The organism is Roseateles sp. (genome assembly GCF_047654805.1).
GTDB lineage: Bacteria > Pseudomonadota > Gammaproteobacteria > Burkholderiales > Burkholderiaceae_C > Pelomonas.
This window is the reverse complement of the sequence record NZ_JASGIV010000001.1, coordinates 2,055,167-2,077,897: the sequence shown is the minus strand read 5'-3', so window position 1 is coordinate 2,077,897 and position 22,731 is coordinate 2,055,167. Positions and strand designations below refer to the sequence as shown.

Below are 22,731 nucleotides of genomic sequence, written 5' to 3'. Positions count from 1 at the left end.
CAAACCCCGGTCTAGCGATGCGTGCGAGATGGCATCGAGAGATGCTGAAGGCTCAACATGACCCCCACTGGCCGATGATGAAAAACCGGCGGGACCTACCCCCTGCGCCGAGGCTCGCCCCTTCAGCGAGGGCTGCCGCGCCCGTTGGCGTGACCGCGTGCTGGTCGGCCATCGAGGCCGGCCAGGCGGGCGAGATCCAGATCCCCTACGGCGAGACCTTCGTCCAGGTTCCTGCGACTCGACCCCATGACTTGCTCGACGCCGCACTGGCCGCGTCGACCCTGGATCTGCTGCTGGTCGCCCGGCAGGAGCATTTGCTGCCCATCTCCGCCATCCGCGTCGATGTATCGCACGAGTTCGCCGGCGCGCGATGCCGCATGACCCGCACCATCGACGTCACAGGCTCGCTTACAGCACGAGAGCTCAACCGGATGTTGGCACTCGTCGACCAGACACCGATCCAGCTGCTGCTGGCGGACCAGGTGGATGTCCTCACCTTCGCACAGCAGCGCCAGGAGCCGGTGGCGGGCGTCGGTGACAACTGAGGGCCATCCCGCAGGCTGCTCCAGGGACGGCATGCGCTCCCGAGAGGCGCCCCAGTCCCACCGTACGAATTGCCGAAAATGGTCAGCTAGGCCGCGAGCAGCCCCAGTGAGGCCGGCGCGCCTTGAACCGTACCCCAGGGACTTTCATGCAGACAACAACACCAAGAATCAGTCAGTACGCCCTCTGGCGCGACGACGCCAGTGCCCACAACGAAGCCCTGGTGCGCGGAAAGACCACCAAGCACTCGCCGGACTTCAAGTTCCAGATCCAGCAGCCGCTGTTGCGCGCGCTGATTCAGCGCGACCAGGACCCCTCTGAAGTCGGCGGCGTGCTGATCAAGCCCTGGCCCCACTCGAAGGCCCTGGGCGCCATGGTCCTCACCTGGCTGGTTCAACAGGCGTTGAACGTTCACCGGCTTCCGTTCATGGAAGACCGACTACTCGCGGGGCACGGAGACAACGTGCTCCGCGATGAGGTTCTCGCCATGAAATCTCTGCTCACACCAGAGGTCGTTGCCGAGTCCGTGCGGGAATTGCAGCGGCTCTACGCGCATGTGCAGACCCAGTTGAAGGCGAAGAACGTGAGCAGGGTAGCGCTGCGACGCGGCGTCCAGGATCAAAGCGGAGCGGCCATCCGAGGCATCGATTCCGACTCGGGTACCAGGGGATACGCCGGCGAGTTGGTCGACCGGCGAGCGAAGGCCGCTGCGCGCGGAGCGCAGGAGATCGCCGTCGAAATGGATACCCTCAACAGCTGGTCAGACGATGGTGGCTACAGCCACCACCCGGTGCAGCTGCACAAGGTCTTCGACATCGAGGACGTGTTGTTCTGCAGCGCCCTGATCGCCGGCCGTGACACGGATGTCGAGTCAGGCGAATGGGTGATGATCAATCGCAGCCCGACCGGGATCGTGAGGTTCAGGCTCGAGGACGTCAAGGTCGATGAAGGCAAGGTGGACCTGAGGGCTTTGCGGCGGATGAGCCCGCATACACCTCGCCTGAACGCGCTCGATCCCGAACCCATCGTGATGCGCGGAGGGCTGAACATTGGCAAGCCGATCATCTTTCAGGATGTCATGCCGGTTCCCTTGCGGGCAAGCTACCGCCTCAAACGGCACATCGCAGGCATGCTGATCGCCTTGGCCAAGTTCACGCTCCGATAGCACACGCTTTGGCGCCCGGAGGATGGGTCCGGCACCGGCGGCGCCAACTGCACGAGACGGGGCCAACGCCGAGCGTCACGGCGGGTTCAGCACGAACCGATCCAGTCGCGCAACCTGCCTGACCTCCTCAGGGTGAGCCAGCAGTACCTCCGCCGGTGCATGGCCGCCCAAGCTGATGTTGGGAGAGGCAAACCAGCAGGCCAGCTCGATGTCGTCAAGGACCTGAGACAACTCGTCGATCGTTTCCGAGACGCCGGGGCGCAACTGGCACCGGCAGGGTGTGAACTGAAAGGCTGGGAGCCACAGCACGGTCGGTTGTGCGATCTGGACCAGCTGCCTCCCGGCCAACCACCGGGCAAGGCGGGAGATGGGTTGGGACATCCGCTCGCGCATCAGCATGAGAACGTGCTCGGAGCTGAGAAGCCCGCCGCTGGCGCGATACCGACGATCGAGGTCGGCCATTCCATGCTGCCGCGTTCGGTTGGACAGGCCGAAGAGAGCGTCGTCCGCATCGTCGAGGGTCCAGTTGCGCGGAGGGGCACTGGTTGAATTGGCGCTGGTCGTGTCCATGCGACCACTTTGGTCTCGCCTCCGACTTCGAACGCCGCCAGGCTGGTGTAGCCATCGCTGCTGCCGGGAGATGAGCTGCGCCTCTCCCAATTGAGAGGGGGCCAGGCCGTTGCGACTTGCTCTAGTGGCGCAGATCTCTTGGCGTGCACGCTGAATCAGGCTGGATTGGAATAGCGGGGCAACAAGCAATCGTTGAAAATCACGGTGCAGCGCCCGAGTCAGCGTCACAGGATATCCACCACATGGAAACGTTAGCCAACCTCGAGTCCTTCGTCCGCAGTGCGGAGGCCGGCAGCTTCTCCGCCGCGGCGCGCCGCCTGGCCCTGACCCCGGCCGCGGTGAGCCGCAACGTCGCTCGGCTCGAGGCGAACCTGGGCGTGAGGCTCTTTCAGCGCAGCACACGCAACCTGAAGCTCACTGAAGCAGGGGAGCGCTTCTTGAACTCGGTGTCCACGGGACTCGAGAGCGTTCAAAGCGCCATCGCCGCAGCAGCGACCAAGTCAGGCCAGCCCGCGGGAACGCTCAAAGTGAGCATGGCACCTGGTTTCGGCGCGGACTACGTCCTGCCACTGCTGCCTGCTTTCCTTGCCCGGTACCCGGAGGTGCAGGCGGACTGGCATCTGGACAACCGGCGCGTGGATCTCGTTACGGAGGGGTTCGATGCGGCAATTGCGGGTGGCTTCGATCTGGCGCCGGGGGTGGTCGCCCGTGAACTGGCTCGCGTTCATATGATTGCCGTGGCGGCGCCCGAGTATGTCGCCACGCGCAAGGAGGCTCGATCTCCGGCGGACCTCGAAGACTGGGACTGGATTGCCATGCGGTCGGTCCAGCATGGTCGCCTGCGTCAGAGGGTGCTCCGCCACAAGTCGGGCAAGGAAGTGGCGCTCGATTTCCCAGCCAAGGTCGTCTTCAACGACCCGCACGGCGCGACGCAGGCGGCGGTTCTGGGGCTGGGCGTGACGCTGCTCCCGATGCCTCATGCGCTGCCGCACCTGGATTCGGGGCGGCTCAAACGCGTGCTCCCCCAGTGGCACTGGGACGATGGCCCGATTTCGCTCTACTACTCGGGACAGAAGCTGTTGCCCGGGAAGACGAGGGCCTTTGTCGACCATGTGGTCACGCAGTTCCGTGAGATGAAGCTGGCTGAACGGCTAAAGGCCATCTGAGGATGCGCTTTCGGGCGACCTACAGGGCCTACAGTTGGATAATCTCCTTGTAAATCAATGGCTTAAACAACATCCGCAAATACGCCGCCTGTATTGGCGTCAGGGGACCACCGTGGACGACGAGATCAAGGGCTGGAGCATCGGACGCCAGGGCCAGAGGTGGACTGGGCCCGAAGGCTTGGCCAAGCTCGAACGACTGCCCGGCCGTCTTGAACTCGTGAACGGCAAACTCTGCTTCAGCGAGGCTGAGCGGCGGACTTTGCTGGCCGGCTTGCTGGAAAACATGGGGCTCGACGAGGTGGTCCAGCTCGGCAGCGTCGAGGACTGGCTGCAGGCCATTGCGGCGCGAGCAGCGACCACGGGCCAGCCGTCGGCTCCAGAGACCACCGAGGCGCCAGCCAAGCACTGGAACTGCCGCGTGATCGAGTTCCCTTCCGGCGAGGAGACTTGGTACGCGATTCACGAGGTCTACTACGAGCACGGAACGCCAATCGCCTACAGCGAATCTCCTGCAGTTCCCGGATGGACGAACGAAGACGGGCCGCAGGCAGGGCTTAATCGGCTGGAGAAGTTCAAAGAAGCTCTCTCCAAGCCCATTTTGAAGACATCCGACTTCGACAACGCTGGCGCCAAAGCAGCGCTTCTGGACAAGTTGGGGCGGATGATCGAGGACAGCGGCGGTGTTCAGGACCGGGCGGCCCTCTCGGCTTGGCTGGAGGCTTGGCTTGCTGAGCCCCTGCCAGCACTCAACGGCGCCACGCCGGCCCAGCTGCTAGGCAGCGAGGAAGGCCGATGCCAAGTGGAGACCCTTCTTGAGCGAATGCGCGGCGGGCTGCCGGGTTGAATCGCTCCGTGCCAGCCAGCGATCGCACGCAGCGCCTACCCTGCATCGCCTTCCTATGAATGGACGCCGGCCGTTCTACTTTTGCCCGCCATGCCTGAGCCGCTGCTCGATGGCTGATGCCTGCTCAAGGGCCAGGTCCAGGCGTTTCGTGAAGGTCCGGAAAGACAGCCCCATTGCACCAGTCCAGTCGCGGAGTTCAATGATGTCCAGGCGCCGGACGCCCAACTCGCACTTGCTGACATACGACTGATCCTCTCCCAGGGCCTCGGCCAACTGCCGCTGCGTGATGCCCGCTTCCTCGCGAGCCGCTCGCAAGAGTTCCAGCAGCTTCATGTACTGCGCGTTGTGTAACGGCTTCGGCATCGACCCATCCCTTGGAAAGGAGATCAGGTTCAATGCGAAAATGGAATATGCGAAAATCGCTTCTCTATGAACTAGAAGGCGCAAACAGCATGGCTCATAGACGAGGTCGATACCTTGGTGTGGCGTTGGACGGCGATGTCGACACCACCTCTGCCCGGCTGCAGGCCCTGGGATTCGCGGACAACCGTGCCACCGAGGTTGCCACTGCGGCAACACGGTATGCGCGGGATGAAACGGACCACCTGGAGCGGCTGATGACGCCGAAGGAGTTGTGGCCGGGTCACGTCTGCCTGAGACGGCACATCGTGCAGCCCCGCGACGAGACTTGGCTCATGCTCCGCTATGACGAGAGGAGCTTCTGGGCGCTCGACGCGGTGTTCGTGATCTAGACGGGCCGCACATCTTTCTGAGGGGCGTTCGGGTGCGTGGACGCATCCCTGGGCTGGGCGTCTCGCCGGGGAGAGTCTCCTACTGATCGAGCAGCCTCGCCGCCCTGGCCGCGGCCTGGTCGTGCCTGAAATACCCCGTCACGCTAGCCGTTGAACGATGCCCCGTCATGGCCATCGTCTCGCCGAGCGGTACACCGCTGCGCCCAGCCTCGGTGACGAAGCCGGAGCGCAGCGAGTGCGCCGAGAAGCTGGCCTCGACGCCAGCCAGTTGGCAACGCTTCTTGACGATGTCCCGCACCGCGGCCGCTGACAGCGGCTCAGCCACGACGTTTCCGCGTCGCACGCGTCGGAAGAGGGGGCCCGCGGTGATCTTGGCGGCGCTGAGCCAGGCCTGCAGGGCTCGGGCGGCACGGCCGGCGATGGGTTTGTCGTTGTCCCCCTGCTCGGTGCCGGTCTGGTTGGTCTTGGAATGCTGCAGCGTGAAGACGAAGTCGTCGCCTTCGCGCCGCGTGTTCTCCATGCTGGCTGCGGCGACCTCGGAACGGCGTCGGCCGCCGCTGGAAAAGGCGAACAACAGGATCGCGCGATCGCGCAGGCCAGTCAGGGAGTCGTCACAGGTCGCGAGTAGCGCCTCAAGCGGCTCGCGGGTCAGTGCCGGTTTCTTGCGGGGCAGGGCACCGCGCTTGGCGTAGCCGCGCCGAGTCTTGGACAGCAGCTCCCGCACGCGCGGCTGTTCGCACGGGTTGGCGACTTCCTCCAGTTGGTGGACTTTGGACAACACCGCGATGCGGTGGACCACGGTCGAGAGGGCCGGGCTCCCCGGCTTGCCCTTGAAGCCCTCGGCGACAAGCGCCTGGTCGACCGCCGCCGGCAGCTCGTTCACAGGGCGGCCATCGGCATTCAGGCGCTGGGCGTGGTCGACGATGAACTGGATCACGACGGTCTCCGGGACGGGCAGGGCGATCGGCTGGCCATAACGCAGCGCGAACCAGGCCGCCCAGTAGCGCAGTGCCGAGCGATAGCTTCGCAATGTGTTCTCGCTCTCGCCCTGGCGCAGCAAGGCGGCTTCTGCGGCCTGGGCCATCTCCCCGAGCCGGGCCGGGTCCAGCCGAGGCACTCCAGCGGCCAGCGGCGCCAGAACCAGGGCCGGCAACGCGTTTTTTGCTGATTTCATATGTGCTATGTAAGATGTATTACACAGTTTCAGAACTACTCTCGATAATCTTCCCTTATCGCGAGTAATTCAACCAGAACCTCGATCACCGATCAAGGAGAGCGCCCCATGGCACGCGGAATCACGGAAAGCGACGTTTTCAAGGCCTGCGACGCGCTGCTGCTGGAAGGGGCCCGGCCGACGATCGAACGGGTGCGCCAGGCGCTGGGTCGTGGCTCGCCGAACACCATCAGCCCGATGCTGGAGACCTGGTTCAAACACCTTGGCGCCCGCATCAAGGACCCCGGCGCCTTCTCGGCGCCGGCGGCAATACCCGACCCCGTTCTCCAGGCGGCCCAGCACTTCTGGGAGGTCGCCCAGGCCGATGCCAGGCGCGACGTCGACGAACGCGTGAGGGATGGCTTGGCCGCCGCTGTGGCCAATGTTGAGGCGGAGAAGGAGAGGGCGGCCATCGCGGAAGCGGCGGCGTTCTCCGCCAACACCCGGGCCAACCACCTGCAGGCCCAACTCGACGAACTGCAGGCGGCACTTGAGAGCGAGCGCATCCACCACGCCAGCACCGCCGCCAAGGCCAGTGCTGCGAGCGAGCGCTGCGACGCTTTGCAGACCGAGGTGCTGGCCGCCCAGCAGGCTGCTGCCGAGGAACGCGCGCGCGCTGACAAGGCGATCGCGCTGGCCGACGAGCGCGCCGCGGGCGCCGAGCGTCGCGCCGCTCTGGAAATTGACCGCGAGCGCGTCCTCCGGACGAAGGCAGAGAAAGCAACAGAGTCGGTCGCCAAGCGCTTCGAGGCTGCACTCAAGGCCGAAGTTACCGCTATGGGCCAGCTGACCGCCGTGGAAGACCGCTTAACTCAGCACCGGCTTGAGTCGAGCCGGCGTGAGGAGGAACTGCTGGCCGTCACGGGGCGACTCGAAACCCGGGCGCGCGCGCTCGAAGCCGCCTTGTCCGAGGCCAACCAACTGCTGTCGCGCTCGACGGCGTCCGAAGTTCTGGCCGAGCAGATCGTGGCCAAGTTGGTCGCCGTCGACGAGAAGCGCAAAGAGCCTGCGGTGCCAAGCCGCTCCAGGAAGAAGAAGGCCGCCGCCTGACGCGCAAAAAGAAGCCCCGGACACAGCCGGGGCGGGAAAGCCTTATCGCTGTCATCACGATCAGGCTCCTGCTCAGGGAGGAAAAGCAGGGAGGCGTGGCCGAGCCACACCTCAAAATTCACTATAGCAGTCGCCCCGGCATCGCCTGCCGAGGCATGCGCTTTGAAGACCCAAGCTGATCGCAGCCATCAACAGATGAACCTGTTCACCCCTGTCATCCCGGAGGCCCGTTGGCATCCTTTGTTCAAGATGATCCTTGAGGGGGACTACGCGCCTGAGCGCGACGTGTTCGCGCGCTGGGCCCAAGGCTTCGAGGATCGCGACGGCAAGTTCGTCAAGGAGTTTCAGCTGAGCTTCGAGTCCTGCCTGTGGGAGCTGTACCTGCATGCGTCGCTCAAAGAACTGTCGCTGCCCGTCGACTTCTCTCACCACGCGCCCGACTTCGTGATCGGTGGTCCTCGCCCGTTCAACCTGGAGGCCACCGTCGCAGCGCCGGCTGCAGGTGGCAAGCCAGCCTATGGATGGACGAAGGACGACATTCCGGAGGATCTGAACCAGTTCAACGTCGAAGCGGCGCTGCGCATCTGCAATAGCTTTTCCTACAAGTTGAAGCGGTACAAGGAGCACTACGCCACGCTTCCGCACGTCGCCGGGAAACCCTTCGTTGTCGGCATCGGGGCATTTGACCGCCCACTCGCGCACTTCGCTGGACTGCGGCCGGTCGTTGCCGCGTTCTATGGGCTGTACCACGACGAGGAAGCGACCGCTCGTGATGCTTCCGAGGTCGTCAGCTACAACGTCACCTCGGCGCCCAAGAACGAGAACGTCAACATCGATGTCGGCCTGTTCTGCGACGACACCTACCGCGAAGTTTCGGCGGTGGTCTACAGTGCCTTGGCCACCTGGGGAAAGGTGCGTGCGGTCGCGGACAACCCCAACGCGGCGACCCTCTACACGACGATCCATCCTCAGGCAGGCACGATCTATCCGAAGGTGCTGCAGCGGCTCAAGCGCGACTACTCCGAGCACCTGCTCGATGGCCTGGTCGTCCTTCACAACCCCTTTGCCGACCACCCGTTGCCCGACGAAGTCTTCGATCACCCTCGAGTGGCTCAGTTCCGGCCCGATGCGACGGGCGAGCTGATCGAGAGGGCGCCGGACGACTTCCTGCAGGTGCGGATGCTGCAGTCCATCGTGGAGCGTGACGATCAGTCGGAGCAATCCGCATAGCGTCAGCAAGCGAGCCGCGGTGCATCGCTACACATGGCGGCGCGACAGCGCGCGCGCAAGCTATGCTGGATCTCCCATGTGACCCGGCAGCATCGGGAGGTGGACCATGCTCAGTTTTCCAGTCGTCTATCTTGCCCTTGTGTCATTCGCGATCTTCATGATGGTGGTGTTCTTCTGCCGCCCCTACTTGGACCGGGCGATTCGTTGGCTGGAGAGTTTTGGCGCTGACGAATAAGGGCTCGCTGGCAGCAGCCGGGGGCTAAGGCTGACTGCCTCAATATGGGTAGGTCCTGACCGCTCCCAATAGGCTCTTGCGCGGTAGGCCTCAGCACGATCCTTTCAATCACTGATCCAACAGCAACGCCATGTCGGCGGGGCCTTGGATCGAGATGAGAGGACCGCTCATGAACTCGCAGACCGACTTTCTCGCACCCAAAGACCAAGCCCGCTCGCGCACCGTCAAGACGGCGATGCGCCTGTTCCTGGCGATCTCCATGACGGCCATGATGGCCGCCGGTGCCATCTCCACCGCGGAGGCCCAGACCCCCAAACCCGTTGCGGCGCGCTCCGACGCGGTGCTCGTGAAGAGCCTGCCCGGCTTCGAGAACGGCTACGCGGATGTCAACGGCACGCGCCTGCACTACGTCATCGGCGGCGAGGGCGCGCCGCTCGTGCTGCTGCCGGGCTGGCCGCAGACCTGGTGGCAGTTCCACAAGATCATGCCGACGCTGGCTAAGTCCTATCGCGTGATCGCCGTCGACTTGCGCGGCATGGGTGGCTCGTCCAAGCCGCCGGCCGGCTACGACAAGAAGAACATGGCCAAGGACATCCGCGAGCTCGTGCAGAAGCTGGGCTACGACAAGGTGCACATGGCTGGCCATGACATCGGTGCAATGGTGGCCTTCAGCTACGCCGCCAACTACCCCGAGGCGACCACGAAGCTCGCCCTGCTGGATGTGCCGCACCCGGACGACTTCTTCAGCCAGCTGACGATGCTGCCCGGGATCGACAAGTTCGGCGAAAAGGTCGACGAGGCGCATCCGCCCTATGCCTGGTGGTTCGCGTTCAACCAGGTCAAGGGCCTGCCCGAGAAACTGCTGGCCGGCCGGTTCAACATCTATCAGGACTGGATGCTGAACTACCTCTCGCTCGATCCCGCATCGATCCCCGCGAGCGACCGCGCCGTCTATGCCGCGGCCTACGCCAGCCCCGATGCCATGCGGGCCGGCAATGGCTGGTACCAGACCTTCATGCAGGACGTCATCGACGTGAAGACCTACCCGAAGCTGGCGATGCCGGTCCTCGGCCTGGGCTCGACGGGCTACTACTGGCTGCAGGCCTCGGTCACGCCCAAGGTCAATGACTTCCAACTGGTGAAGGTCGAGAACAGCGGGCACTTCATGGCGGAGGAGCAGCCGGCCTTCGTGGCCGAGGCGCTGCGCAAGTTCTTCAAGTAGCCAGGCGCGCTGCGCACGGCGATTTCGACCGTTTGCTTGAAGCTCATTCAAACGGTCGCGGACTACCGAACAAGGGTGGCGGCAGACACATTAGCGCCGTACACCCACCCACTTCCAAGGAACCCATCATGTCTACCCCGACCACCTCCGCCTCTGGCCCCCTGACCGGCAAGGTCGCGATCGTCACCGGCGCCTCGCGCGGCATCGGCGCGGCCATCGCCTTGCGCCTGGCCCGCGACGGCGCCAAGGTCGCCATCACCTTCGCCAGCTCGCCGGCCAAGGCCGATGCCGTCGTCTCTGAGATCGCTGCGTTCGGCGGCACTGCCATCGCCCTGAAGGCCGATGCCGGCGACACCGCCGCCGTCGCGCAGGCCGTGGCCGACACGGTTGCCAAGTTCGGCGGCGTCGACATCCTCGTCAACAACGCCGGCATGAGCATCGGTGGCGCGATCCAGGACGTGAAGATCGAAGACTTCGAGCGCGTGCTGGCCGTCAACGTCAAGGGCGTGTTCGTCGCCACCCAGGAGTCGCTTCGCCACATGAAGGACGGCGGCCGCATCATCAACATCGGCAGCACGATGACCGAGTACGCGGCGTTCCCGACGGCGTCGGTCTACACGCTGACGAAGGGCGCCGTGGCTGGCTTCACCCGCGGCCTCGTGCGTGACCTGGGCCCGCGCGGCATCACGGTGAACAACGTGCTGCCCGGCCCCACCGACACCGACATGAACCCGGCTGATGGCCCGGTCGCCGACATCGTTCGTCCCGGCATCGCCGTGCAGCGCTATGGCAAGGGCCAGGACATCGCCGGCATGGTCGCTTACCTGGCCAGCCCTGAAGCGTCGTTCGTGACCGGCGCCCACATCGTCGTCGACGGCGGTTTCACGGCCTGATGCTCAGCACCGCCCCTCAATGGAGGGGCGGAAACCAGGTCGGCTACCTCAAGCTTGCTGCCGGCCTGGCCCGCGGGGTGAAGCGTGAGGTATGACCGAGCCATCGCCCAAGCTGCCTAAGCTAACCCCATGTCGCCGTGTCAAATATCATTGATGCACAGGAGTTGCTGAAGGGCGCGGCCGTCAACCGCGAGGCTGTGAAAGCCATCTCCAAAACACCAGGAAAATCGTAGCCTGCGCGCTTGGTGCAGGGCGCGGGGAGAAGAATGAAGCACGACATTCGACAGGAGCGTCGACAGGGTGACGCGGCAAGGGAGACCGGGGCAGCCTGTACCGGCGGCCGCTCGGGGATAAGCGCTAAGTGCCGGCAGCTAGCCTGCATAGCCTCAACCCTTGATGGTGCCTGCGATGGTTGCTGAGAGCACGGTTGTCGAAGTGCTTGACCCCCGGCAGCTCGCCCGCATCGAGGCGGTTCATCGAGGATTCTTGTATCAGCATCTCTACGCGGTAGCCTGCTTGCTGCTAGCGGGGGAAAGCGGCGTCGCTCGTGTGACGGTGGAGCGCGACGAGGACGTCGAGCTCGAGCTGCGCGATGGAACGCATTGCTACTTGCAGGTCAAGGACCGCACCGCTGCGCTGACGTTCAGCATCGTCGAGGGCGCGCTGCAGCGCTTCGACGCGATCCGGGAGGAGCATCGACTCGGCAAGCGTAAAGGCGCCGCGGTATTCGCCATCGTTTCCAGTTCAGCTCCGGGGCCCGATCTCGAGTCACGCATCAGCAACGGCACGCTGGCCCCCGACGTCACGTTCGTCTGGCCAGATGCCAAGGGCACTCGGCCACCGAGCATGCCACCGGCATGGACAGACATCAGTGCTGCCGCCGCCTGGTGTGTCGAGAGGGCCGAGCGGCTTCCCATGCTGACTGTCTCGCCACAGACCTTGGTTTGGAAGCTGGCCGGACTCCTTCAAGCAGCAAGTGCGGGCGAAGTCGCTGCCCATGCGTTCGAGGTTTCGACGCTGTCGACCTTGTTCGAGCAGTTGGTGCTGCAGCTGCAGCAGTTTCCAGAGCCGCCTGCCGTGTACCGCCCGATCGCGGACGAACCGGAGCTGATCAGTGACGTGCGGGTCCGCATCGTGACCGGGTTCTCTGGCGCGGGAAAAACCGCCTGGGCGGCACAGGCGGCGACACACAGCCCCAACGAGACGGCCTACTACGATGTGGGCGACGTGCCCGCTCGGTCGATCGCAGCTCAGCTGACGAGGGAACTCGCCGCGCGTTGGGCGGCGTCATCGGCTGAGGGGTTGAGACGGGTGTTGTTGCCTGCGCCCAGTGGCCTCGACGGCTTGCGCGCACTGGACGCGTTTCTTGAAGACACGGGGGCGCAGGCGCTGGTGGTGCTCGACAACGCACACCGAGTTCCGGTCGCCGACCTCCGAATGCTGATCGACGCGACGAGGCATCTGCGCATCGTCCTGCTTGCTCATCCGACGGCCTCCATTGGCGAGCTTGAAGCCCAGACGGGATTGAAGCAGGAGCTTCTGCAGGGATGGGGGCTCGACCAGGCGGCGGCCGAGGTGCACGAGCAAGGCGCCAGGGCGTCGGCAAAGAACCTGGCCAGGTTGTTGCGCGTGACCGGCGGGTTGCCGCTGTATGTGCGGACAGCGGTTCAGCTGAGCGTCAGCCAGTACGACGGCGACGTCAGCGCCTTGTGCGACGCCCTCGAGGCAAGCACCAACCTGGTGGCCACCCAGCAGGAGATCATCCTCACTGGCATCTTCGATGCGCAAGAGGAAGCAGCTCGCGACTGTGTCGCGGTCCTCAGCATCAGCGACGTACCGCTGAATCAACCGGAGGCGCTCAGGTTGATTCGGGGAACGGTGGCTATCACCCCAGCCAAGTTCGCGGCGATTGTGAGGCGGCTCGCGCCGCTGGGCATCGTCCGGATTTTCAGCGGTCAACGCCTGCAGATCCACGACGCGCTCCGCGTCCTCGGTCGCCGGAGATTCGATGAGATGTCCGAGGAGCAAATCGAGGCAGCGCTGGGCGCGCTGCGCGACCTGCTCGCGGACTCGCTTGAAGTGGAACGGAACACGGCTCGATTCCCGCTCTTTGTCCGGACCCTGGTCGAGCTGCGCGACCTGGACGCCCTCACCGACCTCGCGACGGAAGAATGGTTCCACGAGCTGAACGCAGGCGAAGATGTCTGGCATGTGCTGCAACGAGCTGCAGACAATGTGGAAGTTGCACCGCAAATCCGGTTTGATGCATTGGATGCGCTGGCCTACGCCAGCGCCAGGTCGAACGATGACGACAGTACTCGTCGCCATCTGGCCGACATGAAGCGACTGCTATCCGAGCATGACCTCGGCCGGCGTTCCAGCTTGGTCTACCTGAACAAGCAGGCAGCGCAGGCAGCCGAGGATGGCGATCTCGCGGAAACGCTCCAGGCCATCGACCAACTGCGGCAGCTGACCCCGGCCAGACCCGACTACCAGCGCATCCTGGAATACAGCATTGCCTTGCTGCTCTTCAAGTTGGAGCGCCACCACGAGATGGTTGAGATTATCGAGCCCCTGGTCCAACAGTACTGCGAGCTCCTGCAGTTTGGTCGCCTGCCGCTGCTCAGAACGGACGCCCCGCGATTCGAGGCCAGGGTGACGGCGACGGAAACCAGTTCCTACGACATCAGGCACTTGGCGGATTCGCTTGACCTGCTAGCCAGGGGATGGGAGAAGACCGGGCGGGATCCGGGTCGAGCCCGAGCCTTCGCCATCTTCTTTTACAAGCGGGTCAACGCGCTGTCCTCCTTTGTCAAGGTGGGGCAGGACCTTGTTGATGAACACATCGGACGGCGCGACCACGACAGTGCACGCGCGCTCATCGAGCAGGAGTTGCTCCCGACGGTGATCGAGCACGACATGCACGACTACCTCGTCTCCGTGCGAAGCCAATATGCGGTGGTCCTCGCCTTTTGCCTCGATTTCGGCGGTGCGTTCGCCGAGTTTGAGCAGCTGGAAAATTACGCCCCCGGGCTTTCAGAGGATCAGCGCAAGGAGATCCGTCAGCAACGCCGCCAAGTCGAACGGATGCAACGCCAAGCGGCGGAGCACGGTCTCATCTGACCGAAGGGGCGGGTGTGCCCCCTGGCACCCGAGAATCAACGGCGCCTTCGCCCCTCGTTTCCTTTCGGTCGCAATGAGGGGAGGCGTTGGCGGGCCAGAGCGATGTAGGCCAGCGGTCGACGCTTGGCCGCATCTTCCGCTGCCTGGATTTGCTTGGCTTGATATCCGGCCAGGCCCACCGAAAGTCCGGCCCCTAAGAAGGTTGCAACCTGAGTCGCGGGATTCGCATCCAGAAGCGGAATCAGCGGCGCGAGCACGGGTGCCACCTTGCCCAGAACAACCCTCTGCCACCGGCCTCGCATGGCCTCGGTGATCTCATCCACCTCGCTTTGCAGCTTGCGGGCAAGCGCGTCCAGCCGTAATTGCCGCTCCTCGTTGCTGGTGCCGTCTGCGAGCAGGATGCATTCGTCCTGCAGCCGCTCCCGAAAACGCGCAGCCAGGGCCTGATGCTTGGCCTTGAACTTGACGATGTCGTCGAGCGTCAGCTTCTCGGATCCGTGGGGCACCGGGAACAAGACCTCCAGCAGTGCGTCGCGCTTGGCCGCGAGGCTTGCTTCCCGGAGCGACTGGCCCAGCATGGTGCTGTTCGTGACCGGCGCCGCATCGATCGCTGGCACCCGACCGAGTGCACTGGCCAGGTAGGCCATGAAGCGGTCAGCAAGCGGTGACGGCATCTCAAACCAGGGACCGTCGGCCCTTCGCGCGATGCCCATCTCGACCAACGGCTCAAGAAGCCGGTCCAGCTTCTCCATGTGGATTTGCGTCTGCGGCCACTCGCGTCGGTTCCATGGCGGGCGGTGCCAGCGCTCAGCGAACTGCAGGAATGGTGCGGCGAAGCCATCGAGTTGGCGCAGGTGCATGCCCGGCGCGATGGGTTTCACCAGTCCGGCCGCGACCATGTCGCGCATCTTGGAGTCGAGCTGGCCAGGCCCATGGTGGTACTCGATCGGCACGATGGAGCTCAGCTGGTCCCAGTACAACAACATCCGCAGCAGCCACGGATCTGGTGGCACATTGATGGACGGGAAATAGATTGCGTTGGCTGCCACTGTCGCTCCCTGCTCGGTCTGACCCTGATGTACTGTCGAAGAGGCTGGCTGGTGTTGTCTTTGCGGGGCGCTCAGCCCTCTTGCTCGGCGACGAACTTGGCCTCGGCCAGTTCCTGTGCGATCTGGTCCCAGCCGGCGTCGCCCGCGAACCGAACCATCCGGTCCACCGTGCGCGCAGACGCCTCGCGGCGGAAAGGCTCCGGCACATCCGCCGGACGCATCTTCCACGGCAGCAGAACGTGGCCGGCCTCGGCCGCGCACCGGCTCAGGAAGGCCGCGATCCGGAAGCCGCCCTCGTCAACGTCACCCCAGTGGAGTACCGGCGTGCTGATCGGCAGCTCGGAGAGCAGCCGCAGATACATCGCTCGCCAAGCAGGGGAGGGCATCCCGCCCGTGTAGAGACAAAGCACGTCGGAGTCGCAGTGTTGGCGTGCCCAGACATTGAAGGTGGTCTGGTTCTCGATGGTCAGCACCTGGTTGGGCGCGCCCCCGAGGCCCAGCACCGTGGATGGGGGCAGTGCCGTATAGGGTCGATCCAGTGGGAAGGCGCCTCGCTCGCGACGGACCACGATGTTGCCGGCCAGGCGTGCCGGCTGCTGCTCGCGGTAGAGGCCGAGCTCTTGCAGAACCTCGGCGTCGGAGCGGGCGTCGTCTTCGACATTGCCCGCCAGCAGCACGTCGAGGCGGGGCACCAAGGACTCGATGCGCTTGCTGTCCTTGAAGAACCGCGCGCTGGCATCCCGGACCGGTGTCTCCATGTCGCCAAGCGCCACCTGTTCCAGGCAGTAGGCGATGACATCGCAGGCCGACGCCCAGCCGGCGGCGTCATCGGGGGCGGTGCCCCGGACCTTCTTGAGCTTCTCCCAGCTGGACAGGACGTCAGCCAAGACAGGGTGGGCGGCCAGGTGCGCGGAGAGGGTTTGCTTTGCCATCTCCACCCGTACCGCATGGGGCACTTCGCCGAGAAGCGCGGCCAGCTTGTCGACGTCGACCAACTCAACGCGCTCGATCAGCCCCTGGGGGTCGTACCGCGGGCGCTGGATCTTGATCGCGCCCTCCGACTGCCCGTACGCCATCACGGCTTCGAACGCTTCCTTGTCCTTCAGGCTGCGCAACGCGTGGTAGCTGGCCAGTGCGGAACCGGTGAGGGCAGGGCGCCGGGTCGCGACACCGGCTTCGTGCTTGTCTGCGGACTTCAGCAAACGCTCCAGCGCCTTCCTCGCCAAGGGGTACATCTCCGCCTGATCACGACCGCTCATGCCGCGACGCCCTCCGCTGCGCCGGCGCGCGGCTGGTACTGTCTCCGAATCTCCGCCTCAACCAGCTCCGGGTTGAACTCGGGCAGGTCGGCGCGGAACATCTCGCGCGTCTCCACGGTCACGTCGTGACCCTCGAGCACCACCACGTTGCTCTCGGCGTCGCGCATGATGTCGTAGTACCGATCAAGGAAGGCGGTCAGGCTACCCAATGCGTCGCCCGTGCTGGCCATGAAGACCTGCAGGCCGAGCTCTTCGAAGTAGCGCATCGTGGCCACGATGTTCCGCGGGTCCATCTTGATGAACGCCTCGTCGATGACCAACAGCCGGAGGCCAGTGTCGTCGCCGCGCTCCAGGCGGTAGGCCGAGGACAGGGCGGCGCCGGCGATCACATACAGCGGCGCACGGTGCTCGCCGCCGGAGCCCGACCCGACGCGCTTGCTGAGCCAGCCGATGTGCTTGGTCGCACCGGTGGCGGCTTCCTCTCGCAGCACTTCGATGTCGAAGTCGAAGAACTCGCGGTAGTCGTCCAGCGGGGATTTCACGGCGGCCGCGCCAGCGACCGTCTTCTCGCGCATCAGGTCTTCAAACTCCTTGGGCAGCTCACCAGCACCACCAAGCAGGTCCTCGGTCGGCCCGTACTGGGCCACGTCCTTGATGAACTTCAGCAGGACGGCATAGGCCGGGCGGATGTGCGTGCGGAACTGGTAACGCTCGTTGTTGGTGAACATAGGCGCTAGTCGCAGAGCCTCGTTCATCCGGTTCATCGTGTCGCTCAGCCACTCCAGATGCTCATGCAGCGCCACCGCGACGTCGTTGCGGAACGTACTCTTGGCGGCGCTGAGCGCATCCTCCATCCGGGCCCTGTTCTCACGCAGGCCGGTCTCATTCAGGATCACGACACGCGCATCCAACCAAGCGCGGGCGCTCCGCCAGTCGTCCTGCGTGCCGGCGGGCATGAACTCGTTGTGCCTGACAAGGAAGGCCGACAGCTTCTGCATCGCATTGGATGCCTTCTGGCGCGAGTCTTCCTCGGCTCGGCTGCTGCGTCGCTTGCAGTCGGCGGCGATTTCCGGGAATGACAGAGACTGCCGCGTCAGCAGCTTCTCCCACTGATCCGACACATAGTCGGCGTCATAGCCGGGAACCGAGCGGGCCGCTTCCGCGATCCCTTTCTGGGTGACTGCCCAGGCCTGCCGCTTCTTGGTCTCCTCGACCTTTTGCTGGCAGGCGGTCTCCGCTGCACCAACGGCCTGCACCGCCGCCAGCAGTTGCTGACGCGCAGTGTTCACAGCAGTCTGTGCATCGTCGGCTGCCTTCACAAGCTGACGGTATTCCTCCGTGTCCAGGGCTTGCAGACGCCGTGTCAGGTCCGCCTCGTCTTCGGCCTCTTTGGCCACTCGGTCGAACGCCTCGAGGATCTCGTGAACCTTGTCCTGCTCCCCACCCACGAAGGGTCCGAGGTTGTTCAGCAGCACCTTCAACTTCGCGTAGCGATCCTTGAGCGCATCCACCTGATCCTGGAGCTTGCGGGCTCGATCGGCGATCGAGCTGCGTGTGGCGGTGGACGTCGGTCCGATCTTGAAGAGCGCGGGATCCGTCGGCTTCTTGCGCACCATCTCCCCGTCGGCCATCAGCATGCCGTCCTTGGTCATGGCAAACCGGTGAGAAAAGCACTCGTCCTCGGTCTCCGCGCGCTGGGTGTCGCCGAACTTGGATCGCAGGTAGTTGACCGCGGCGGCGCTGTTGCCGCTGATCAGTTCCGCCACGGTCCCGCGTCTGGGGCTGCTGCGGTTGGAGAACTTGCTCGGCATCACGACCTTGGCCTCATAGACCCCGGCCTGACGCGACACCCGAAACGCCTGGCGTTCGTCAGCCTGGTCGACCAACAGGGCCTGCATGTTCGACACGCCCAGGTAGGACTCGATGGCAGGCTGCCAGTCCGGATCGTCGACGCGCACCAGGTCGCACACCGGGGTGGCATCCACGCCAGCATGAGCCAGAACACGCTTGAGCGCCGCGGCCGGCCCATCCAGGGCCGGCTTGCCCTTGGCGATGCGCTCCTGGTTCTCGCGCACTTCGGCAAGCTCGGCCTCGGCTGCATTCTGGTCGCGGCCGACGCCCTGCATTTCCTCGAAGACCTCGTTACTCAGTAGCTTGGCCGCACGCAAGGCCTTGCGGACCGTGGACTCCACTGCATCCCGACTACCGCCCTTGTTGCCCTCCAGCAAGGCGTGGATGTCCTTGAACGCCAGCCCTGTGGTCTCGGCGCTGTCAGCAACGAGCTTTCCGGGAATCTGTACGTCGATGGCCCTGCCGATGGCGCTGATGCTGCGATGCAGCCCAGTCCTCTGCTCGGTCAGCCGTTTCTGCGCCCCGGTGAGGCTTTCGCGCAATAGCGCCGCGTCCGCGTGGGAGGCGTGCTTGTCCCGCTCCGAGGCGCTGTCGCGAGCATGTTGCTCGGCCGCCAGGACCTGGCCGCTGATCGTGTCGCGCCGAGTGTTCGCGGCGTCCAGTGCTTGTGTTGCACGTCCCTCGGCCTCCTCGGCGGCGGTCACCGCCTCATTGGCGACCTCGAGCTCGGCTGTCTGGGCCAGCGCGGCGAGCGAGACCGAGTGGCTGTGGCGTCGATGTGCGTCGGCAAAGTCCGTCTCGATCAGCTCGGCCTCGTCGAGCTTGGCCTGCACGCTGCGCACCAGGGCCGCCATCTCCTGGAAGGTGTGCAGCACCTCCTTGAAGCGTTTGATATTGGTAGGACGGGTCTCCAGCACCTGGTGGCGGACGATGTCGTCGACGCTCTTGTCGAACTTCATGCGCAGCCCGAATCGGAAGGCTTGGCGATAGGCATCCAGGCGCGGCGCGCCCCGTGCCCCTCTCAACCGGAACAGCATTGCGTTGACGAAGCGCTCCGAGTCGTGGAAGAGCACCTCTTCCCCATGAGCTCGCTGCGACAGCATTTGCCTGAAGCTCGACCAGGGCCGCGGCCGGTACTCGCCGTCGACGAGCTCGAGGTGGTCGTCGAGAGTGAGGTCAGCAGGTATGACGTAGCGCCCTTGCACGTCGGACTTCTCGCGGTCGGCGCTCACGTAGATGCACACGCCCGTGGAGACGATCTCCTGGGTTGCCGTGTCCTGCCACACCAACGTGATGTAGGTGTTGGCGCTGTCACGCACCCTCGCGTCCGGGGAATCGCCATACTGGCCCAGACAGTAGCTGCGGATGTTGCGGCTGTTGTGGTTCGATTCATCGGCCTGGGCGTTGAAGGCGACGCCGGCGCTGCCACGGCTCTCATTGGCCCCCAGCATCACGATCTGCACGGCGTCCAGCAACGAGGACTTGCCGCTGCCATTGGCACCGAAGATGCCGCAGTTCATGCCGACGTCCACGTCGCGCATCTCGTACAGGAAGAACTGGACCACCCGGATACGGATCAGCTTCTTCATGCCACACCGCCTTCCTCGGCGGCGGCGGCGGCCACGCCATCCACGCCCTCGGCCTTGTCCTCAGGACTGGAGAACAACGCGATGCGCGCCAAGGCCGCTTCTCCCAGGACCTCGGCGATACCGGGGCGGATGATGACCACATAGGGCTGATCCGCATCGAGCCCCGGCTGGTCGCCTTCCTCATCCGCGATCCTGGCAAGGCCCCAGCGCCGCATCCATTGCATCAGCGCGGCAAGCTTCCCGCCCGTGGCCAGCTCGCGGCCACCGGTGAGCTGCTTGTACTTCACCTCCAGCGTGACCAGGTCGCAGGCCACCTCGCCGTTCTCGTCGTGGTGGCCGCTGCGGGTCTCCTCGTCGAAGATCTTGCGCAGCACCAGGGCGAGCAGGGTCTGATCGACGCTCACGGGCGACGTTTTCGAGTGCTTGGGAACCGCGCAGGCATAGCGCAACTGGCTGTTGACCCGCACGACATAGCCCAGCGGTTCGAGGGCGCGTTTGAACTCACGCTCGAACTCGCGGATCAGTCCGTAGGCCACCTTACTGCCCCGGTCGGCGGCATACAACACCTGCTCGGTGATCAGCCGGTTCGCGGCCGCCTCGAACTCGTCCTCCGTGACCACGTTCTTGGTGGCCTCAACCGCATTCGCCCAGAAACTCATTGGCTTCCTCCCTTGGCTGTCTTGGTTGTCCTCGCAATCGTGAAGGGCAGGTGAGAGATGCCCTTGCTCTGGTCTTCTTCGCCTTCCATTCGGACCGTGGTGAACCCGCTGGCCATCGCGCGCGCATTGGCGCGAAGGAGCTTGCTGGGCGTCGCGTTCGCCGCGGAGATCGTGCATAGCACCTGAAGTGCCCGCACCGACTCGATGGTGTCCACCTGTAGTGCGGCGCTGGGCAGCGAATCGCCGTCGCCGAGCTGCTGGCGGACGAATGCCGCGAGCTTCGGTAACGACATGGTGCGCCGGTCTCGAGCCATCAGCGCCAAGCGAGCCCGCGCCTCCTGCTCTGCCGACATGACCTGCTTGCGCAACCCACTGGGCGGCGGCCGCTTGCTCTCGGCGCGGGGCGAGGCAAGCCGCTCGCCACCGATGCAATCCCCCGGCGCGAACGGGGCCAGGGCGGCAGCCTGGCTGCCGTGATTGACGACGGCGTCGATGGCTTGGCCGATCAGCTCGTCGAGGGGGCGCGTGGCCCGCAGTCGGTAGTCCAGATAGGCCAGCGCCAGCTTGTTGGCCTTTCGGATCTCATCATCCAGGCGATCCAGGTACTCGTCGATCCGGCGCAGATCCTCGACTTTGTGGATGTCGCGCTCGAACATGGCTTCGGCACGGGCGGGATCGCGTCCGGCCTGCTTTTCGAGGTACCACTGGATCAGCCTGGCGCGCACCGATGGCGTCTGCTGTACATGGGCTGCCAAGCGCAGGATCTCCTGCCGCCGTGCCAGAGGGTGCTCGCGCGTGCGCAGTTCCTTGTAGTCGCCGATGAACATACGCTCGACGTAGTCATCGAAGAAGCGCCGCACGAACTCGCCGGTGGCATCGACTCGGCCGATCTCCAGCATCAAGTCGCGCACGTTGGTGCCGGCGATGCGGACATGCTCGAGCAAAGCGCGCGACTGTCGGGCCGCTTCGTTCAGCGATGCACCGTCCGTGCTTTCATCGAGAAGCAGCTTCAGATTGGCCTCGATGCTGCGGATCTTGCCGGACACGAATTCCGGACCGGTGTGGGCGAACTCGACCAAGCGGTTCATGAAATGAGCCACGGCCGGCGCCATGGTCACCATCTCGCGCACACCCACACGGTCCACGCGGATCCATCCAGCATCCTTGAGCCGGTTAAAGACCATGATGGCCCGGATCGCCAAGGGTGTCGCTGGCGTCACGTCGTCGCCGTCCGGGGCCCAGTCCTGGTACTGCAGCTCCTCGGCGATGTCGGACGTGATCTCGCGCATGAGGAAGCCGACGCTGGGGGGCAGCGGGGCCTCAGGGCCGAACCGCTTGGCGTGCAGCACGCACAACAAGGTCCAGTACTGGAAGCGGTTGGCCGAGGCCAGCGGCGTGAACAGCCGGTCTGGCAGCCGCTTGAAAAGAGGAGGGTAGCGCTCGGCCACCTTCTCCTGGCGAATCTGGTCGGTCAGATCATGAACAGCCATTGCCGGCACTCCTCCGTGTTCTCAACCGCCAACTGGTAGTCGGGAGGCACTTGCCGCTTCACATCCGTCGCCGCCATGAGCTCCTGCACCATGTAGTTCAGGAGGGCGGCCCTGCAGCTTTCGACACGCGCCGAGGCCCCGTTGAAGTATTCGTTTCTAACGACCAGTTGCTGTGCAGGGCTGAGTCTAGGGTGTGCGACCAGCCTGACTTTGAGAACCGTCGACCAACCGATGTCGGCCGAAGCATCGGCCGAGCAGGAGTCCGCCAACAGTTGGGCTTTGCTCATGCGGCCCAAGACGAAGTCCCGGAAGTCCTGCCGCAGCAGGCAGAAGCCGCGGACGTGCCACCGGCGGCCGGCCCGCACCAGAGTGTGGGGCTCGATGGTCCGTTCGTGCAGCTCCGGGTTGTTCATGGAGCAGTAGAGGAACTTCACCCGCTGGCGGTCGGTGATAGCCAGGTTGAGACGGGAGAAGGTGCGGGGCGAGGTGTGGACGAAGTCCCAGGAGACGGACAGCGGCCGGCCCGGCGCATCCGGAGCGTAGGGCACCAGCATCTCGTCGATTGGGCTGGGCTGAGAGGACTTCGCCGCGCGCTCAGCGTCGGTGTAAGCCTTCGAGGTGGCCAAGTCAGCCTTGAGCTTGCTGTCCCACGCCACCCACTCGGGAAAGGATTCCCTGAAATCCCGCAGCCACTCGCTGGCCCGGATGGGGCTCAGGCCGTACTCGGCAATGAGCCGACTGCGGCTGATCCGTCCTTCCCAGAGAAGGATTCGGCCTACCTTCGCATCCCTTGCCTGACGGCCCTCGATGGACATGGTGACGTCGCCT

At 64.7% G+C, this 22,731-nt stretch carries 19 protein-coding genes; 10 read left to right on the top strand and 9 right to left on the bottom strand.

The window, feature by feature from the left end; all coding sequences use genetic code 11:
- The first annotated feature begins 41 nt into the window (after positions 1-41).
- Positions 42-545 carry an OsmC family protein gene (locus tag QM732_RS09205; protein WP_415655868.1) on the top strand — a complete coding sequence of 168 codons (504 nt, stop codon included), beginning with the start codon at positions 42-44 and terminating at the stop codon, positions 543-545.
- A gap of 146 nt (positions 546-691) precedes the next feature.
- Complete coding sequence (locus tag QM732_RS09200) at positions 692-1,708, top strand: hypothetical protein (RefSeq protein WP_415655867.1); 1,017 nt, start codon at positions 692-694, stop codon at positions 1,706-1,708.
- 75 nt (positions 1,709-1,783) lie between these two features.
- Here the strand turns inward: QM732_RS09200 and QM732_RS09195 are convergent, their stop codons facing one another.
- Complete coding sequence (locus QM732_RS09195; protein WP_415655866.1) at positions 1,784-2,278, bottom strand: hypothetical protein; 495 nt, start codon at positions 2,276-2,278, stop codon at positions 1,784-1,786.
- A gap of 242 nt (positions 2,279-2,520) precedes the next feature.
- On the opposite strand from QM732_RS09195, the gene QM732_RS09190 reads away from it, so the two are divergent.
- Positions 2,521-3,444: a LysR family transcriptional regulator gene (locus QM732_RS09190; protein ID WP_415655865.1), complete on the top strand. Its 924-nt coding sequence runs from the start codon at positions 2,521-2,523 to the stop codon at positions 3,442-3,444.
- 112 nt (positions 3,445-3,556) lie between these two features.
- The gene (locus tag QM732_RS09185) at positions 3,557-4,288 is read left to right on the top strand and encodes an MbcA/ParS/Xre antitoxin family protein (RefSeq protein WP_415655864.1); all 732 of its coding nucleotides are present in this window, start codon (positions 3,557-3,559) and stop codon (positions 4,286-4,288) included.
- A 75-nt stretch (positions 4,289-4,363) separates the two neighbouring features.
- Here QM732_RS09185 and QM732_RS09180 read toward each other — a convergent pair whose 3' ends face one another.
- Positions 4,364-4,684 (bottom strand): helix-turn-helix domain-containing protein, encoded by a 321-nt coding sequence (locus tag QM732_RS09180; protein WP_415655863.1) that lies wholly within the window; start codon positions 4,682-4,684, stop codon positions 4,364-4,366.
- A gap of 92 nt (positions 4,685-4,776) precedes the next feature.
- Between QM732_RS09180 and QM732_RS09175 the strand changes: the two genes are divergently transcribed.
- Complete coding sequence (locus QM732_RS09175; protein ID WP_415655862.1) at positions 4,777-5,040, top strand: hypothetical protein; 264 nt, start codon at positions 4,777-4,779, stop codon at positions 5,038-5,040.
- Between the two features lie 79 nt (positions 5,041-5,119).
- Here the strand turns inward: QM732_RS09175 and QM732_RS09170 are convergent, their stop codons facing one another.
- Entirely contained in the window at positions 5,120-6,214 is a 1,095-nt protein-coding gene (locus QM732_RS09170; protein WP_415655861.1) for a site-specific integrase, read from the bottom strand.
- Between the two features lie 108 nt (positions 6,215-6,322).
- Between QM732_RS09170 and QM732_RS09165 the strand changes: the two genes are divergently transcribed.
- From QM732_RS09165 to QM732_RS09145, 5 genes are all read left to right on the top strand, one after another.
- Positions 6,323-7,303 (top strand): DNA-binding protein, encoded by a 981-nt coding sequence (locus QM732_RS09165; protein WP_415655860.1) that lies wholly within the window; start codon positions 6,323-6,325, stop codon positions 7,301-7,303.
- 195 nt (positions 7,304-7,498) lie between these two features.
- A complete protein-coding gene (locus QM732_RS09160; protein WP_415655859.1) occupies positions 7,499-8,533 on the top strand; it encodes a glycosaminoglycan attachment site in 1,035 nt (344 codons plus the stop codon).
- Positions 8,534-8,937: 404 nt separating this feature from the next.
- The gene (locus QM732_RS09155; protein ID WP_415655858.1) at positions 8,938-9,990 is read left to right on the top strand and encodes an alpha/beta fold hydrolase; all 1,053 of its coding nucleotides are present in this window, start codon (positions 8,938-8,940) and stop codon (positions 9,988-9,990) included.
- Between the two features lie 128 nt (positions 9,991-10,118).
- A complete protein-coding gene (locus QM732_RS09150; RefSeq protein WP_415655857.1) occupies positions 10,119-10,883 on the top strand; it encodes a 3-oxoacyl-ACP reductase family protein in 765 nt (254 codons plus the stop codon).
- 408 nt (positions 10,884-11,291) lie between these two features.
- The gene (locus QM732_RS09145; RefSeq protein WP_415655856.1) at positions 11,292-14,006 is read left to right on the top strand and encodes an ATP-binding protein; all 2,715 of its coding nucleotides are present in this window, start codon (positions 11,292-11,294) and stop codon (positions 14,004-14,006) included.
- A gap of 35 nt (positions 14,007-14,041) precedes the next feature.
- On the opposite strand, the gene QM732_RS09140 is transcribed toward QM732_RS09145, so the two are convergent.
- The 6 genes from QM732_RS09140 to QM732_RS09115 all read right to left on the bottom strand — a co-directional run bounded on the left by QM732_RS09140 (position 14,042) and on the right by QM732_RS09115 (position 22,718).
- On the bottom strand, positions 14,042-15,055 hold the full coding sequence (locus tag QM732_RS09140) for a hypothetical protein (protein ID WP_415655855.1): 1,014 nt from the start codon (positions 15,053-15,055) through the stop codon (positions 14,042-14,044).
- 71 nt (positions 15,056-15,126) lie between these two features.
- Complete coding sequence (locus QM732_RS09135) at positions 15,127-16,314, bottom strand: Wadjet anti-phage system protein JetD domain-containing protein (RefSeq protein WP_415655854.1); 1,188 nt, start codon at positions 16,312-16,314, stop codon at positions 15,127-15,129.
- The gene (locus tag QM732_RS09130; RefSeq protein WP_415655853.1) at positions 16,311-19,754 is read right to left on the bottom strand and encodes an SbcC/MukB-like Walker B domain-containing protein; all 3,444 of its coding nucleotides are present in this window, start codon (positions 19,752-19,754) and stop codon (positions 16,311-16,313) included. The genes QM732_RS09135 and QM732_RS09130 overlap by 4 nt, the downstream gene beginning before the upstream one ends.
- The gene (locus QM732_RS09125; protein ID WP_415655852.1) at positions 19,751-20,413 is read right to left on the bottom strand and encodes a DUF4194 domain-containing protein; all 663 of its coding nucleotides are present in this window, start codon (positions 20,411-20,413) and stop codon (positions 19,751-19,753) included. The genes QM732_RS09130 and QM732_RS09125 overlap by 4 nt, the downstream gene beginning before the upstream one ends.
- A complete protein-coding gene (locus QM732_RS09120; RefSeq protein WP_415655851.1) occupies positions 20,410-21,903 on the bottom strand; it encodes a Wadjet anti-phage system protein JetA family protein in 1,494 nt (497 codons plus the stop codon). The genes QM732_RS09125 and QM732_RS09120 overlap by 4 nt, the downstream gene beginning before the upstream one ends.
- Positions 21,885-22,718 (bottom strand): helix-turn-helix transcriptional regulator, encoded by an 834-nt coding sequence (locus tag QM732_RS09115; RefSeq protein ID WP_415655850.1) that lies wholly within the window; start codon positions 22,716-22,718, stop codon positions 21,885-21,887. Before QM732_RS09115 ends, QM732_RS09120 begins: the two co-directional genes overlap by 19 nt.
- Positions 22,719-22,731 lie beyond the last annotated feature (13 nt).

What these genes read in the sequence shown, in the direction of transcription:
- QM732_RS09205 (WP_415655868.1), top strand. Translation starts at nt 42, where the DNA reads ATGCTGAAGGCTCAACATGACCCCCACTGGCCGATGATGAAAAACCGG.
- QM732_RS09200 (WP_415655867.1), top strand. Translation starts at nt 692, where the DNA reads ATGCAGACAACAACACCAAGAATCAGTCAGTACGCCCTCTGGCGCGAC.
- QM732_RS09195 (WP_415655866.1), bottom strand. Translation starts at nt 2,278, where the DNA reads ATGGACACGACCAGCGCCAATTCAACCAGTGCCCCTCCGCGCAACTGG.
- QM732_RS09190 (WP_415655865.1), top strand. Translation starts at nt 2,521, where the DNA reads ATGGAAACGTTAGCCAACCTCGAGTCCTTCGTCCGCAGTGCGGAGGCC.
- QM732_RS09170 (WP_415655861.1), bottom strand. Translation starts at nt 6,214, where the DNA reads ATGAAATCAGCAAAAAACGCGTTGCCGGCCCTGGTTCTGGCGCCGCTG.
- QM732_RS09165 (WP_415655860.1), top strand. Translation starts at nt 6,323, where the DNA reads ATGGCACGCGGAATCACGGAAAGCGACGTTTTCAAGGCCTGCGACGCG.
- QM732_RS09160 (WP_415655859.1), top strand. Translation starts at nt 7,499, where the DNA reads ATGAACCTGTTCACCCCTGTCATCCCGGAGGCCCGTTGGCATCCTTTG.
- QM732_RS09155 (WP_415655858.1), top strand. Translation starts at nt 8,938, where the DNA reads ATGAACTCGCAGACCGACTTTCTCGCACCCAAAGACCAAGCCCGCTCG.
- QM732_RS09150 (WP_415655857.1), top strand. Translation starts at nt 10,119, where the DNA reads ATGTCTACCCCGACCACCTCCGCCTCTGGCCCCCTGACCGGCAAGGTC.
- QM732_RS09145 (WP_415655856.1), top strand. Translation starts at nt 11,292, where the DNA reads ATGGTTGCTGAGAGCACGGTTGTCGAAGTGCTTGACCCCCGGCAGCTC.
- QM732_RS09135 (WP_415655854.1), bottom strand. Translation starts at nt 16,314, where the DNA reads ATGAGCGGTCGTGATCAGGCGGAGATGTACCCCTTGGCGAGGAAGGCG.
- QM732_RS09130 (WP_415655853.1), bottom strand. Translation starts at nt 19,754, where the DNA reads ATGAAGAAGCTGATCCGTATCCGGGTGGTCCAGTTCTTCCTGTACGAG.
- QM732_RS09125 (WP_415655852.1), bottom strand. Translation starts at nt 20,413, where the DNA reads ATGAGTTTCTGGGCGAATGCGGTTGAGGCCACCAAGAACGTGGTCACG.
- QM732_RS09120 (WP_415655851.1), bottom strand. Translation starts at nt 21,903, where the DNA reads ATGGCTGTTCATGATCTGACCGACCAGATTCGCCAGGAGAAGGTGGCC.
- QM732_RS09115 (WP_415655850.1), bottom strand. Translation starts at nt 22,718, where the DNA reads ATGTCCATCGAGGGCCGTCAGGCAAGGGATGCGAAGGTAGGCCGAATC.